Annotated in this window: 14 protein-coding genes; 8 read left to right on the top strand and 6 right to left on the bottom strand. The window is 49.4% G+C overall.

Annotated elements, in window-relative coordinates; translation table 11 throughout:
* Nucleotides 1-42: 42 nt before the first annotated feature.
* Nucleotides 43-1,215 (bottom strand): MFS transporter, encoded by a 1,173-nt coding sequence (locus J3369_RS19995; protein WP_349590271.1) that lies wholly within the window; start codon nucleotides 1,213-1,215, stop codon nucleotides 43-45.
* 100 nt (nucleotides 1,216-1,315) lie between these two features.
* Between J3369_RS19995 and J3369_RS19990 the strand changes: the two genes are divergently transcribed.
* From J3369_RS19990 to J3369_RS19980, 3 genes are all read left to right on the top strand, one after another.
* Entirely contained in the window at nucleotides 1,316-2,221 is a 906-nt protein-coding gene (locus J3369_RS19990; RefSeq protein ID WP_349590269.1) for a LysR family transcriptional regulator, read from the top strand.
* A 178-nt stretch (nucleotides 2,222-2,399) separates the two neighbouring features.
* Nucleotides 2,400-2,873: an NYN domain-containing protein gene (locus J3369_RS19985; protein ID WP_349590266.1), complete on the top strand. Its 474-nt coding sequence runs from the start codon at nucleotides 2,400-2,402 to the stop codon at nucleotides 2,871-2,873.
* Nucleotides 2,874-2,919: 46 nt separating this feature from the next.
* On the top strand, nucleotides 2,920-3,939 hold the full coding sequence (locus tag J3369_RS19980; protein ID WP_349590263.1) for a proline iminopeptidase-family hydrolase: 1,020 nt from the start codon (nucleotides 2,920-2,922) through the stop codon (nucleotides 3,937-3,939).
* A gap of 21 nt (nucleotides 3,940-3,960) precedes the next feature.
* Here J3369_RS19980 and J3369_RS19975 read toward each other — a convergent pair whose 3' ends face one another.
* From J3369_RS19975 to pedF, 4 genes are all read right to left on the bottom strand, one after another.
* Entirely contained in the window at nucleotides 3,961-6,090 is a 2,130-nt protein-coding gene (locus J3369_RS19975) for a 4Fe-4S binding protein (RefSeq protein WP_349590260.1), read from the bottom strand.
* Between the two features lie 103 nt (nucleotides 6,091-6,193).
* Nucleotides 6,194-7,960 (bottom strand): methanol/ethanol family PQQ-dependent dehydrogenase, encoded by a 1,767-nt coding sequence (locus J3369_RS19970; protein WP_349590258.1) that lies wholly within the window; start codon nucleotides 7,958-7,960, stop codon nucleotides 6,194-6,196.
* Nucleotides 7,961-8,406: 446 nt separating this feature from the next.
* Nucleotides 8,407-9,294, bottom strand: coding sequence for a substrate-binding periplasmic protein (locus J3369_RS19965; protein ID WP_349590256.1), 888 nt, complete (start codon nucleotides 9,292-9,294; stop codon nucleotides 8,407-8,409).
* Between the two features lie 5 nt (nucleotides 9,295-9,299).
* Nucleotides 9,300-9,746, bottom strand: a complete 447-nt coding sequence (gene pedF / locus J3369_RS19960) for a cytochrome c-550 PedF (protein WP_303572225.1) — start codon at nucleotides 9,744-9,746, stop codon at nucleotides 9,300-9,302.
* 230 nt (nucleotides 9,747-9,976) lie between these two features.
* On the opposite strand from pedF, the gene J3369_RS19955 reads away from it, so the two are divergent.
* The 5 genes from J3369_RS19955 to J3369_RS19935 all read left to right on the top strand — a co-directional run bounded on the left by J3369_RS19955 (nucleotide 9,977) and on the right by J3369_RS19935 (nucleotide 14,451).
* Nucleotides 9,977-11,224, top strand: a complete 1,248-nt coding sequence (locus J3369_RS19955; protein ID WP_349590252.1) for a lanthanide ABC transporter ABC transporter substrate-binding protein PedA1 — start codon at nucleotides 9,977-9,979, stop codon at nucleotides 11,222-11,224.
* A gap of 2 nt (nucleotides 11,225-11,226) precedes the next feature.
* The gene (locus J3369_RS19950; RefSeq protein ID WP_349590249.1) at nucleotides 11,227-12,183 is read left to right on the top strand and encodes a YVTN family beta-propeller repeat protein; all 957 of its coding nucleotides are present in this window, start codon (nucleotides 11,227-11,229) and stop codon (nucleotides 12,181-12,183) included.
* Nucleotides 12,180-12,917 carry a lanthanide ABC transporter ATP-binding protein PedB/LutE gene (locus J3369_RS19945; protein ID WP_349590246.1) on the top strand — a complete coding sequence of 246 codons (738 nt, stop codon included), beginning with the start codon at nucleotides 12,180-12,182 and terminating at the stop codon, nucleotides 12,915-12,917. Before J3369_RS19950 ends, J3369_RS19945 begins: the two co-directional genes overlap by 4 nt.
* Nucleotides 12,914-13,711 carry a lanthanide ABC transporter permease protein PedC gene (locus tag J3369_RS19940; protein WP_349590243.1) on the top strand — a complete coding sequence of 266 codons (798 nt, stop codon included), beginning with the start codon at nucleotides 12,914-12,916 and terminating at the stop codon, nucleotides 13,709-13,711. Before J3369_RS19945 ends, J3369_RS19940 begins: the two co-directional genes overlap by 4 nt.
* A gap of 74 nt (nucleotides 13,712-13,785) precedes the next feature.
* Nucleotides 13,786-14,451 carry a response regulator gene (locus J3369_RS19935; protein WP_119502941.1) on the top strand — a complete coding sequence of 222 codons (666 nt, stop codon included), beginning with the start codon at nucleotides 13,786-13,788 and terminating at the stop codon, nucleotides 14,449-14,451.
* Nucleotides 14,452-14,490: 39 nt separating this feature from the next.
* On the opposite strand, the gene J3369_RS19930 is transcribed toward J3369_RS19935, so the two are convergent.
* Nucleotides 14,491-15,099, bottom strand: coding sequence for a LysE/ArgO family amino acid transporter (locus J3369_RS19930; protein WP_303572219.1), 609 nt, complete (start codon nucleotides 15,097-15,099; stop codon nucleotides 14,491-14,493).
* Nucleotides 15,100-15,160: the final 61 nt, after the last annotated feature.

The raw sequence follows: 15,160 nt of genomic DNA, 5'->3' as shown, positions 1-15,160 counted from the left end.
GATAAGCAGGTGCATCCTTTTGCTGGCCGGCTATCTGACTATTTATTCCGGGCAGGTGCTCAAAGCAAAGCTTGTTTTCCTTCTGCTGGCAACTAACACCATGAGTAGCCCCAGTAATGCGGTGCCTGCGCCAGCTAAGGCTACTGCTGGTAATCCAAGACCTGCACTTATAACGCCGCCACCTAAAGCTGCGCCAACCGCATTACCAAGGTTGAACGCACCAATGTTCATGGCCGAAGCCAGATTCGGCGCTTCGCTGGCCTCCTGAACCACCAATGATTGCAGCGGTGGAACCACAGCGAAGCTGGCAATGCCCCAAAGGAAAATCAGTGGCACAACGACAACGGAAGAAGACATGGTAACGGTAAAGATCACCAGCAGCAGAATGACCGCAATTAACGATACGATTAATGTGCCGTACAAAGTGCGGTCGGCATAGCGTCCGCCCAGCACATTACCCACCGCAAGCCCCACGCCGTAAAGCACCAGCATGGCCGTGACAAAAGTCGTCGAAGCATGAGTTTCTTGCTGCAGAATTGGCACAATGTAAGTAAATACCGTGAACATAGAACTGGCACCTACCACTGTTAACAGGAGCGCTGCCAATACAGAACCTTTGCTTAACACGGCTAATTCATTACGAATGTTCGCCTTCTCCTGATTCACCAACGGAGGCAAACTAAAGCGCAAGGCTATCATTGCCACTAAGCCGATTGCCGCAATGCCCAGAAACGCATTTCGCCAGCCCAGCGTTGTGCCCACAAAGCTTGCCAGCGGCACACCGCCAACGGTCGCGATAGTAAGCCCTGAAAACATTGCAGCAACCGCCCCGGCGCGTTGATTCGGCGGCACTAACTGAGTTGCTACCACAGCACCAACACCAAAGAATACGCCATGATTGAACGAGGTAATAATGCGGCTAATCATCAATGCGCTGTAACTGTCGGCCAGCGCGCTCATTAAATTACCCAGGGTAAAAATGCCCATGGACAAAACCAGCAGGCGACGGCGCGGCATATTGGCAAACAGTAAAGTCATGACCGGCGCACCCACCAGTACCCCAAAAGCATATGCACTAATGAGAATGCCCGTTGTTGGAATAGAGATGCCTAAGTCATCTGCTATCACAGGCAACATTCCCATAGGAGAGAATTCCGTTACACCAATTCCAAAAGCACCAATGGCCAGTGCCATCAGTGGAAAGTTAATCTTCATGTTGAACTCAGGTTTATTTATGATGTTAGGGAATATAACGACATAAAGAATCACAGAGTAGTGGGGTGAGAAGCTAATCTGTTTTGCATTGGATTCACAAATGAAACAAGTTAAAGCTGATAAAACGGCTGAAATGGAAACCTTTTTAACGGTGGCGACACTCGGCAGTTTAAGCGGAGCAGCAAGAGAACTGGGCCTGACACCATCGGCAGTGAGCCGGATGATGACCCGCATAGAAAAGCGTTTAGGTGTACGGCTGCTTGTCCGTTCTACCCGCAAACTTTACTTAACCAGTGAAGGGGAGTCTTATGCCCTGGCTGCCAGGCGGATCTTAAAAGATGTCGAAGAGACCGAGCGCGCCATTGCTGATCGCGCCAGCCCAAGCGGTTTAATTAAAGTGAGTACTGCAACGGCTTACAGTCGTCTAACCATGATTCCCTTGTACAAAGAGTTTTTAGAGCGCTATCCCAACATCAAAATAGAAGTCGAAGTGAGCGATAAAATCAGTAATGTGGCCGACGGACACATCGATGTCGCAATACGCTTTGGTCCTTTACCTGACAGCAATTTAACCGCCAGGCGCTTAGGTGAAACCGGCAGAACTGTGGTCGCATCACCCAATTATTTAGCGCAGGCGGGTATACCTGAAACCCCCGCCGACTTAAAGCACTTTAATTGCCTGGATTTCAGCTTCCAGCGCATAGAGCCCGGCTGGCCTTTTCGTGAAAATGGTGAAGATTACATTTTGCCCATAGAAGGAAATATGACGTCTAACAATGGTGAAACATTGGTTGAACTTACCATGGCTGATATTGGCATTACCCGGGTCGGCAACTTTCATATCGAACAGGCGTTCGCATCGGGACAACTTGTTCCACTGCTAGAAGACTTCAATCCACAAGACAAAGAAGTCATCCATGCTGTGTTTATCGGCGGGCGACACATGCCCGCCAGAGTGAGGGTGTTTGTGGATTATCTGGTTGAGAAAATGGCTTCTAATTCCTAAGGATCATTTATCGCTTATATCACTCTGCCTGTGTTCACATGAACTGCAAATAAGGTTTTCTTTTGCAACGGACAGAGAGCGTTTTTGTTAGAATGACAACCTTTATTGTCAGTATGCGCTACGCAGGTTGCTCCGGGTTTGCTGATGGTTAACGCTATTTAAGTATTTAAGGTCTGTTGTGAAAAAAACCGGTATTTTTGTCGATGTACAAAATGTCTATTACACCACCCGCAGTGCGTTTAAGCGCAACTTCGACTACAACCGTTTCTGGGCTGAGGTGACTCACGACAGGGAAGTGGTGACAGCCAATGCTTATGCCATCAATCGCAATGACGAAAAGCAGAAGCAGTTTCAGAATATTCTTAGGGCTATTGGCTTTGAGGTGAAGCTTAAACCGTTTATCCAACGCGCTGACGGCAGTGCCAAAGGCGATTGGGATGTGGGCTTAACGTTAGATATGATGGAAGCGGCGGAACATTGCGACGTACTTGTACTGGTATCCGGCGACGGTGATTTTGATTTGCTGGTTCAGCGTGCACGGGATAAGTATCAATGCGAAGTGGAAGTGTACGGTGTTGAAGCGCTGACTGCCGACAGCCTGAAACGTGCGGCTGACCGCTTTGTGCCGGTAACGGATAATCTGCTACTCTGAGCGCCTTTTTTTGTTCCCAAAATAACGACTATAAACGGATTAGCTCATGCGCTTCAAACTCCCGTCATCAGCCAAAGCTGTGGCTTTATCATTACTCACTGTTCTCTCTTATTGTGTAACGTCTTTCCATTCGGTGGCAGAAACCGCAGCCTGGGCTCAGCCTGAGAAGGAACTGATGGTACCGGTGGAAGGCGGCAAGATTTATGTGCGCTTAAACGGCCTTGAACATAAAAACGCCACACCGGTGATATTTATTCACGGTGGTCCGGGTGGTACGCATAATGGCTTCGCCGGTATGACGGAACTGGCCAACGACCGCATGGTGATCATGTACGATCAACTCGACAGCGGTAAATCAGAGCAGCCAAACGACCCGGCCAACTGGCGGGTAGAACGCTTCGTTGATTCTCTTGAGACGATTCGCAAGACACTCGAAATAGAACAGTGGCATGTTGTGGGCCATAGCTGGGGCTCGGCGCTGGCACTGGAATACTCGGCTAAATATCCCCGGCACACCGTGTCTACGGTTTTGGGAGGCACGTTTATTTCGACGCCACATTGGATCATGGATGCAAACCTGCTGGTAAAAGCCGCCCCGCAAGACGTACAGGCAGCGCTGAAACAGTGTGAATCAGCGAAGCCACCGGAAGGCGACGTTTGTCGTAAGGCTTATACCAAACTTTATTCCGTCTACTACACCCGTGGTATTGGTACTGAAGCGGCCAAAGCCTACTACGATAACGTAGGCGGCAACGGCTTTAATCCGCTTATCTACAACAAGATGTGGGGACCAAGTGAGTTCTCATCCACCGGCGTGTTAAAAAGCTACGATGCCACCCATTTACTGGCAGACATTGACCCGATGAAAACTTTGTTCATGATTGGTCAGTATGACTCAGCACGCATTGATACGGTGCAGGACTATCTGGCACTGACGCCGGGGGCAGAACTGGCTGTGGTGCCAGGTGGCGCACACGGTTTCTATAACGACCGGCCACGCATTACGTTTGCATTGTTGAAAAGCTGGCTGGACAGGAAAGACCCTCAAGCTACTGAGCCTGAATAACAAAAAGTGCCCTGGCAGAAATCAGGCCGGTGTATAAATTTCTACATCGCCTTTGCGCTGCTTTTTATTACGCCCGGCCTTGTCCTGCCGCTTTGCTTTCTTAAGCGGCGGGCATAAATCATCGTTGTTGTAATAAACAATACACTCCAGACACTGCACACATTCATTGTAATTGATATCACCTTTCGGCGTGATGGCTTTGATGTCGCATTTGTGATGACAAAGGGTACAGGGGTTACCACAAGCCTTGCGACGGGTAAGCCATTCACCGGCGTGGAAGTACCCGAGCACCGCTAAACCAGCGCCCAGCGGGCAGACATAGCGGCAGTAGAATTTATTGATCCGCAGGCCGGCAATCAGCAAGGCAACCGCATACAAAACAAACGGCCAGGTGCGCACAAACTGCAATGTGATCGCGGTTTTGAACGGTTCCACTTCTGAGGCAATTTCAGCCACTCTCACTGAGGCGAAAGAGGTGATCACCAGGCCAATCAGAATGACGTATTTAACCCACCAGAGTTTACTGTGAGCATCGAAAGGCACCTTCTTCTGACGGATACGCAGCTTTTTCGCCACCCAGCCCACCATTTCCTGCAGTGCGCCAAACGGGCACAGCCAACCACAAAAAATACCGCGACCAACAATAAACAGACTAACGAATACGTAGCTCCAGAGGATGAACAGAATGGGGTCCATCAGGTACATATTGATGTCGAAACCATTGATAACACTTTGCAGGATTGGATAAATATTGACGATAGAAAGCTGTCCCTGCCACAGCCAGCCAATGAATATGAGCGTGTAGGTGAGGAAACTCCAGCGAACCCAGCGAAATAGCTTCTCGTTAGCTGACAAGCGATGCTGAAAAATAAATATCAGCGTGACCAGTACCAGGCTCACCACCAGTACCGAAATATCCACGATGCGGTTTTCCCAGATGCGTACCCAAGGCGCTTTCGGCGCTTCTTCCACCACGGCTTCGGCAAAATCAAACAGAGTTTCCGGCAGGCTGTAATCATCGTGCAGGTGCAGTTGATTGCGGATGAGGTGGTTGCGGGCAATATCAATATTCAGGTTCAGCGACATGGTATCACCGGGGTTGAATCCGGACTGGGTGTTTACCACGAATACCTGTACATCGTCGCTCTCAGGCATGCCTGCGCCCAATTGCTGGTCGGCATAACTGTAGAAGTTTAAATCCCGCATGGGGAAGGGCAAATCATTCTGCGTCAGCGAAATGCGATTGGCTACCGTGCCGGGTTTGAAGTCGTCTTCCAGGTAGCTGAAGAAACCTACCGACATCACCAGGAATGCCTGCTCATTGGGTTTAAGAATACCCATTAAGCGTTGATACTCGCTGTCACCCAACAAATTACGCCCGATAGTCGGGGCGTTCAGGTAGGCGTAATACACGTCGAAGTTGTCGTAAGAAAGGTCAAAGGTATCGCCGGGGAATGTATCAAGCTCAATGTTGAAGCCGTCAGCCATGTCCTGCTGGCTGATGCGCCATTGACGAACCAGACCTTCTTCCAGTAACTGCTGCCAGCTTTTTTCTTCATACATCTCTTTCGGTGTGGCCAACGGTGAACTGGCAAAGCCGGACAATAGCTGACGAGCAACTTTAAGCGAAGACAGCAAAATGGTGTCATTAATGATGATCACCGAAACCGTGGCTTTGGTCACGCCATCCACATGTACCGTAGAAGGATCATCCGCGTTGTTCTTTGCAGCGGAATCCACAATCACCCGCTGACCCACATTCAGACCTTCATACTGGTTTATGAAATTGAGCATGGGTTCAGGGCCCAGTCCGTGCAGGAAAATGGGCTCGTGGTGATTGATTATACGAATGCCTTTCACATTGCCGGCGGTGTCGATGCCGATAAGCAGATTGATACGGGTACCAGAGAAGCCGGGTAAATTCACCAGATCGTTACTGGCAAACACATAGCCCAGCAATTCCTGTAACTGATAAACCGGTTGCACGGGGACACCGGCTTGCTTTTCGCCAATGAGCGTGGCTTTAGGAAAAATAGATTGGATAAGGGAATCATCGATACTGACTTCTTCGGCCAGAGTGGCACATGCGCTAAAGCAGAGTGAAATGAAGAATAGGGTTCTTAAAAAGGCAGTATGGATGAATCCTGTCATGAGGCGGGTCCTTAAAAAAGAGCCGGCGTCAGGTCCATACCAGCTCTTTGAATAAAAACTCGTAACAGGGTTGTGGGACCAAAACCCTGCTACGATGCCCGCGTTACGAGCGAGGCAACTTGAACGTCCAGACTGTGCCGCCCTGGTTAATGTCTTTTACGCGTTTGGCAACTTCACCACCCCAAAGAGGTACTGCGCCGCCCCAGCCAGACAAGATACTCAGGTACTGCTCACCGTCCATTTCCCATGTAACAGGAGAGCCGACGATGCCTGACCCCGTATTAAACCGGTAAACTTCTTCACCTGTTTTGGCATCGAAGCCCATCAGGTAGCCTTCAGGTGTACCGGTAAAGACCAGGTTACCCGCAGTGGCCAGAACACCGCCCCATAGAGGTGCGTTGTTTTTATATTCCCAAACGGTTTTACCGGTTTTAGGATCGATGGCTTTGAGTGAACCGATGTGATCTTCGTAAACAGATTTGATAGTGAAACCAGAACCCAGGTAAGCTGCACCTTTCTTATAGCTTACCGGCTCGTTCCAGATGTCCATGCCCCATTCGTTAGAAGGTACATAGAACAGACCGGTGTCCTGGCTATACGCCATAGGCATCCAGTTCTTACCACCCAGGAATGAAGGTACTGAGAATACCGTTTCACCTTTCTCACCGTTCTCGCTGCCAGCAGGGTTACCCGGGCGACCGCCCTCTTTGTAAATTGGCGTACCGTCATCATTCAGGCCTTCAGCCCACGTGATACCGCTGACGAACGGGAAGCCGCGAAGGAACTCGCCGTTTTCACGGTTAAGTACATAGAAGAAACCGTTACGGTCAGCAGTCGCGGCCGCTTTAACAGTTTTACCTTTTTCTTTGTAGTCAAACGCAATCAGTTCGTTTACGCCGTCGAAATCCCAGCCATCATGTGGTGTGGTCTGGAAGTGCCAAACGATTTTGCCTGTGTCAGGATCGATAGCCAGACGTGAAGAAGAGTAAAGGTTATCGCCAGGACGTAAGTGAGAGTTCCATGGTGCAGGGTTACCTGTACCCATGAAAATCAGATCCTGGTCAGGGTCGTAGGTACCGCCAAGCCATGTTGCTGCACCACCGGTTTTCCACAGGTCGCCAGTCCAGGTCTTGTTAGCTTCACCACCGGTGATACCGTTTTCTTTACCGTTCAGGTAACCCATGTGACCTTCAACAGTAGGGCGGGTCCATACCAGTTCACCGGTTTTCGCATCGCGGGCTTCAACTTTACCTACGATACCGAATTCACCACCAGAGATACCTGTTACAACCATGCCCTTAACAATCATAGGCGCAGCAGTGAATGAGTAACCTGCTTTGTAGTCACCCATTTTCTTACGCCATTTCACTTTGCCGGTTTTCTGGTCAAGGGCGACCAGAATCGCATCCAGAGTACCGAAGATAACCAGGTCGTCATACAGTGCTGCACCACGGTTGATAACGTCACAGCAAGGCATGATGCCATCTGGCAGACGGGCTTCGTATTGCCACAGCTCATCACCGGTTTTTACGTCAATGGCATAAATACGTGAATAAGAACCTGTTACGAACATCACGCCATCGTGTACCAGAGGCTGTGATTCCTGACCGCGTTGTTTCTCACCACCCAGCGAGAACGCCCACACAGGGTGCATTTTCTTTACGTTTTTTGTATTCAGTGTGTCCAGCGGGCTGAAGCGCTGTCCGCGCGGGCCCATGCCATAGCTTAAAATATCGCCGGTGGTTTTAGCGTCGTTAAGTATGTCTTTATCGGTAACGCCTGCCGCCTGAACACCGCCTAAGGTGCTAAGAGACAAGGCCAGACCGACAGCAGAGCTAATCAGGTGACGTGAAACTGTTCGACTTTTCATCAGGTTTCTCCAGTAGTTCAACAGGTGCTTCGGTGGTCTTTCCACCTTTTTACACAAGCGGCTCGTCTGAAAAACAGTTGTATTAGTTGGGAGCGTTCTTCTTACGGCCTTGCATTATTGTTAATCCGTCCTCCGGACCCTAAGCATAGAACATCTTCGGACGACGACATGGTCAGTATTAGCTAATGTTTTTTTAACAACCATTAAACCTTGGATTATCATTTTTACTCCCTTGGTAGTAATACCCTGAAAAACGGGTCAAAAAGGGAGGGTGAGAAGCACAGGTAAATAACGTCAGGCCAATAGATTATGTGGTTTGCATAACAAATCGTGATGAGCGCGGAACAGTGTGTTTGGGGATGAATCAGCACTGAAACAGACGGGGAAGATTTAATAAAAAATGGGAAGCGTGATGACACCGGGACCACGCTCCCCGTCATGCCCGGTTATTCTCCGGCGTATAAACCGGGTACCGTGTAGGTAATTTTGTAGTCGTCAAAAATGGCCTTCATTCGACCGTCTTCGATCATAGGAACGGTGATGTCTTCAATAGCATAAGCCAACTGCCGGTAATCCGTTTTCACCGCCATACCAATATCCCAGGCTTTAATGCTCATTGCTGCAAGACCGGTAGCATTGATGGTGAAAGTATCAGTGGCTGGCTGTGCCCACTCCAGCTGAGATTGCATGCCCGCGACTGCGGCGACTTCCCCTTTTTTGAACAGGTCTATGCCGTCAAAGGTGGTGTTGGTATGTACCATGTTTTTCCGTAATCTGCCGCCAATGGTCGAACCTAAAAAGGTGTCCGGAAGTGAGTCGATTTCCACGGCAATTTTCTCGTACTGGAAAATAGCCAGTGTGTCGATGCCATTAGTTTTTTCAGTGTTCTTCAGCAGCGCCCATTTTTCACGGTGATAAGGGCCGAACATCACCACCATTTCATTACGGGGCAGACCGTATCCGTCAATGCCGTAACTGAATTTACGGTCGTAAGGAACGCGCATCATCAGATCCGCTTTCTGGCGGGTAATGATATGACCTTTCCATACTGCCTGTCGTAAATCATCTTCCAGATTTTCATCGGCATTAATCCACATCCAGCGTGGTTCAACACCTAGTCCTGCAGCGATGGCTTTTCCTACTTCAATGTCGACACCGGCAGGAGATTCATCGTCCAGAAAAGAATAAGGGGGGAAATTATTGTAGACCGCAATGGTGATATAGCCTGACTCAATAATATCGTCATAGCTTCGGGCCTGAACTGAAAAAGCGCTGACTGCCATAAAGGCAGTCAGCGCAAGGCCCGTTATCCAGCAACGTAATAAGCGAGCCATAGCTGTTACTCGGGGGTGCCGCGAGTTTCGATGTAAGATTTGATTGCCCACATTGCTTCCTGACTAAGGATGCCTTCGAATGGCGGCATGTAAACACGGCCGTCGATAACTGCACCGTTACGGATACGCATCATGAACCAGTCGTCAGCTTCTTCCGGACTAAAAAATTCGTTTTCGTCATTCAGTTTACGCAGATCCGGAGTGATACCGCCAGAAATAACTTCCAGGCCGTGGCAACGGGCGCAGTTCTGGTTGTAGGCAGAGTCACCAATTTTAATTGCCAGCTCATTACCAGTGTAAGGGTTTGTGGCTTTCCATTCCTCGCCCAGTTGAGGTAACGCGCTGGTGTCCACTGCCTGTGGTGTAACATCGCCATGAGCAAGGGCCTGCGCTGAAGATACAGCGATAACCGCTGCCAGCGTACTACGCAATATGGTTGAGAAATTTTTCATTTATACATCTCCAAAAGTTGTCAGATAGTGTCAATGCTGGTTAGAGTTGGCGGACAACTTGAGTAGGTTTTGTTGTGTTTGCGACATAACCAGACACGTTTTAAAAGGTAGGTGATATGCCGGATTCGTCCAATTGTACTAAGGTAGTAAACCTTTCATCCTTTGTGCTCATTCATAATGGACGGGTCATCAACTAGTATTTAGTTCACCTTCGCAAAAGGAGTACCGGTATGTTCGCCCCACTAATAACGATAATGGCGACACCTGGCCTGGCAATACCGCTGAAAGCTGCATCACGTTATGTGATGCGGTTGCTGGCTATGCCATGTCTGCTAAGCCTGCTGGTGCCCGTCACACAATCTTTTGCTGACGACTTACCGGTAAATATAGCCTATGTAAAACAAACCGGACTGACGTCTTCTACTTCACTGGCGCTGTTTAAAACTCCTGCGAACAATGGTTTTGCCGGCGCTTTGCTCGGGACGGATGATTCCAATACCACCGGTCGCTTTCTTAAACATCACTACGCGCTGACGGTACTGGAAGATGCCAGCGGGGAAGCCCTTACCGGCAAAGTACAGGCGTGGCTGACAGCCAATAACGGGCCTCTGATCCTGGATGTGCCAGACAGTACCTTGCAGGCAATTCTGGCCCTGCCCGGTGCGGACGCCGGGCTGATGCTCAATGCAACAAACAAATCTGACAGCTGGCGGCTAAATCAATGCCGGGCCGGTTTACTGCACACTTCCCCGAGTTACGTCATGCTGGGCGATGCGCTGGGTCAGTTTCTGATGGCAAAACGCTGGCGGGAATGGCTTTTAGTTTCTGGCAGCGGTGAAGGCGATAAAGCTATGGCGCAGGCTTTTGAACGGGCATCAAAGCGCTTTGGTACTAAAATTACCGGGCGTAAAACCTGGACCTTCGACACGGATTTACGCCGTACTTCCCAGCAGGAAGTGCCCGCCATGACGCAGGGAGAAGATTATGACGTGGTGCTGGTGGCAGATACACAAAACCTGTTTGGTTTTTATTTACCCTATAACACCTGGTTGCCCCGTCCCGTAGCCGGTACCCACGGACTCAAAGCCGCTTCCTGGCATCGCAGTATTGAACAGTGGGGAGCTATCCAATTGCAAAACCGCTTTTTTGAGGCGAATCAGCGCCCTATGAATGACGACGACTTTAACGCCTGGCTTGCTGTCAGAGCCGTTGCTGAAGCGGTCACCCGAACAAAATCGAATAACTCTGCTACGCTTTATCAATACCTTATGAGCGATAAATTTGAGCTGGCAGCGTTCAAAGGACGCAAACTGACCTTCCGCCAGTGGAACGGACAACTGCGTCAGCCCATCCCGTTAGTGCAGCCGGAATCTCTGGTTTCCCAGTCTCCTCAGGAAGGTTTTCTTCATCCCGTGACGGATTTAGATACGCTGGGGTATGACAAGTCGGAAGTTCGTTGTTCCATGGTCAAGGAGTAAGTATGAAGTCGTTGGTTCTCCCCGCAATGATGCTGTTCGCCAGCCCTGCTTTGGCGGGTGTTGCTTATGTGTCGAACGAAAAAGATGACACATTGACCCTCATTGATACCGGTTCACTGGAAGTAATTGAAACCATCGAAGTGGGTATGCGTCCAAGGGGGATTATTTTCAGCAATGACTATAAATACCTGTATATCTGCGCCAGCGATTCAGATGCAGTGCAGGTCCTGGATGTAAGTACCAACAGGATCATTCATAACCTGCCCTCTGGAGAAGATCCCGAGCAGTTCGCGCTGCATCCTAATAATCATCACCTGTATATCGCCAACGAAGACGACGCCGTAGTCACCGTTGTTGATACGGAAAAACGGGATGTGATTGCACAGATTGACGTAGGCGTGGAGCCTGAAGGTATGGCTGCCAGTCCCGATGGTAAATGGGTTATCAATACCTCTGAAACCACTAACATGCTGCACTGGATTGACGCCTCAAATCAGCAACTGGTAGACAACACACTGGTCGATCAGCGTCCCCGCCACGTGGAGTTTAGCAAAGACGGCAAAACGGTTTGGGCTTCTTCAGAAATTGGCGGAACCGTTTCCATTGTTGATGTGGACAGCAAATCGATTACAAAGGTGATTAATTTCAAAATCCCGGGTGTACACAGGGATAAAATTCAGCCTGTGGGTGTGAAACTGACTGATAACGGCAAATATGCGTTTGTAGCGCTGGGTCCGGCTAATCATGTAGCGGTAGTCGATGCGAAAACCTATGAAGTGCTGGATTATCTGCTGGTGGGACGTCGTGTATGGCAACTCGCCTTCGCCAACGATCAGTCTTTACTGTTTACCACCAATGGTGTGAGTGGCGATGTATCAGTCATCGATACAGATAAATTAAAAGTAATCAAAACCCTGAAAGTAGGACGTTATCCCTGGGGCGTGGCGGTGAAGCCATGAGCCTGGCGTTATCTGTCGCTGGCTTGCAGTTCGGTTATCAGCAAAAGACAGTACTGCACAATGTGAACCTGAACCTGGAACAGGGCCGTTTCTACGCGTTACTTGGCCCGAATGGTGCGGGTAAAAGTACGCTGTTTAACCTGCTTTGTCAGTTGCTGCAAAGTGCGGAAGGTGACATTTTTGTAGGTGGTTATGATACAGCCAACGCCCCGCGCAAGGCGTTAGCGGCATTGGGGATCGTGTTTCAGCAAAGCACGCTGGACTTAGATTTAACTGTTTACCAGAACCTGAATTACCACGCCGGCTTGCACGGCATGTCTGCCTCTGCAACGAAAGAAGCCATCGCACGGGAACTGGCCAGATTTGATTTGACCGGGCGGCAGCATGAGAAAGTGCGCTCATTAAACGGTGGCCACCGCCGCAGAGTAGAAATTGCCCGCGCGTTGCTGCATGAACCCGCCATTTTATTGCTCGACGAGGCCAGTGTGGGGTTGGATATGCCCACCAGAGACAGCATAAACCGCCATATTCGCGACCTGTGCTCTGAGAAGGGCATTACGGTGTTGTCATCTACCCATCTGGTGGATGAAGTCTTGCCTGAAGATAATCTTATCCTGTTACATCAGGGGAGCATTTTAATGGATATGCCCTGTCAGACTGCACTCACTGAATATCAGGCCGGTGACGTAAAAGCCCTGTACCGGCAACTGACTACACAGGATGACGCAGCATGAAGTACTGGATGGCATTCAAAGGCATTGTGGTGCGGGAGATGTGGCGTTTCTGGCATCAGAAGGCGCGGCTGGTCAGTGCCCTTGTGAGGCCGTTATTGTGGCTGATTGTTTTTGCCGCCGGTTTCAGAGCTGCACTGGGTATCGCTATTATCCCGCCATATGACACCTACATTACTTATGACGTGTATATTATGCCGGGTCTGGCGGGCATTATTTTGTTGTTCAACGGCATGCAAAGCTCACTGTCCATGGTGTACGACCGTGAAATGGGAAGTATGAAGGTGCTGCTTACCAGCCCGCTTCCCCGCCCGTTTTTACTGATAAGTAAGCTCATTGCCGGCGCTATTATTTCGTTACTGCAGGCCTATGTCTTCTTTTTACTGGCCTATCTGCTGGGTATCGAAGTACCGCTTATGGGCTATATTTATGCAGCACCGGCACTACTGGTCGGTGCATTAATGCTTGGCGCTCTCGGGCTTTTACTGTCATCTTTCATCAAACAACTGGAGAACTTTGCCGGTGTAATGAATTTCGTGGTGTTTCCCATGTTTTTTCTTTCATCTGCGCTGTATCCGTTGTGGAAACTGAAAGAGTCGAACGAGTGGTTATACTGGATTTCGCAATATAATCCTTTTACTCACGCAGTAGAACTGATTCGTTTTGCGTTATATGAGAGCTGGAATCCCACCGCAGGTTGGGTCACCTTTGCAACTACCGTCTTATTCTGCGGGATTGCAATTTGGGGCTACGATCCTAAACGTGGAATGCAACAAAAGAAGAAACTGGGTAAATAACCCATGCATAGTGCTCGACAGGCCTGTGCGGAATTTACTACTATCAGTCATGAATTAACAAAAGGTTTACAATTATGGTAGAAATCCTGGTTGCAGATGATCATCCACTGTTTCGCTATGCCATTACCGACTTTGTCGAGCGGAATATAGCAGAAACAAAAACCATTACCTGTACAGACCTTGATGCTGCAATTGAAGTGGCTGAAGAGAATCCTGATATTGATTTGGTGCTGTTAGACCTGAACATGCCGGGTATGGACGGCCTGAACGGCATTGTGCGGTTTCGTAATCAATTTCCCGAAATTCCCATTGTGATTGTCTCTGCAGAAGAAGATAAAAATGTGGTGCTGCAAGCATTTACTTACGGTGCAGTGGGTTTTATCACCAAGTCATCCAGCTGTGAACAGATTGTCGCTGCGTTAGAGCAGGTGCTTTCCGGCCAGGTTTATCTGCCACCGGATATTATCCGTAAAAGTGGTACCGGCAAGCCGAAAGACGAGAACAGCGCGCAGCAAATTGACCCTAAATTAATTGCAGCACTGACTCGCAGACAACTGCTGGTGTTTGAGTGTATTGCGAAAGGCAAATCGAACAAGCAAATCGCCTACGAGCTGAATATTGCGGAAACCACAGTGAAAGCTCATGTTTCAGCCATCTTAAATAAACTGAACGTACACAACCGCATTCAGGCTGCACTGTGCGCGGCGAGTATCGATTTCAATCACTATCTGATGCGTTGAAAAAACAGAATAGAATTTACCGGAAGTGGCTGGCCGGGTTCAGCCAGCAGGTGTGTTGTATAACTGCCAGGCGATGGCGCAGAGTGCTACAGCAATAATGCTGTCGAAAATACGCCAGCGAAGCGGGGATTTCAGCAGCTTTTTCAGTGCCGGAGAAAACAGCACCAGACTGCCGAACCACAATACTGAACCGGTTGTCGCCCCGAATGCAAATACCAGCGGTTCAGGTTGCAGCGCGCCGATACTGCCCAGCAGGACAACGGTATCCAGATATACGTGGGGGTTGAGTAAGCTGATTGCCAACGCGGCAAGGCTGGTTTTCCACCATGCTTTGGCAGCTTTTTCTGCATGAAGAGTCAGGCCCGACGACCCTTCGTAAGCCCGTTTGGCCGCACCAAAAGCAAGATAAAGCAGAAATGCGACACCTGCCCAGGTCAGCCAGGGAATGAGTCCCGGGATCCAGGTTTTGATTTCACTGGCGGTAAAAACGCCGAGAAAAATCAGTACTGCATCGCAGAGTATGCAGGTCAGGGCAATTGCCAACCGGTTGGCACCGGCCATGCTTTGACTGAGCACCCAGATATTTTGTGCACCAATAGCAATGATCAGGCTCATACCTAATCCCATTCCGGATAAAAATGACTGCACAACCGGCTCCCGTTTAGTAATTTAAAAGTTGATGACAACACACAGGCGCTAGATTAATGGC

It is taken from the genome of Alteromonas sp. NFXS44 (assembly GCF_040148705.1).
GTDB lineage: Bacteria > Pseudomonadota > Gammaproteobacteria > Enterobacterales > Alteromonadaceae > Alteromonas.
The sequence above is the reverse complement of the archived record's forward strand: the minus strand, read 5'-3'. Positions and strand labels throughout refer to the sequence as shown.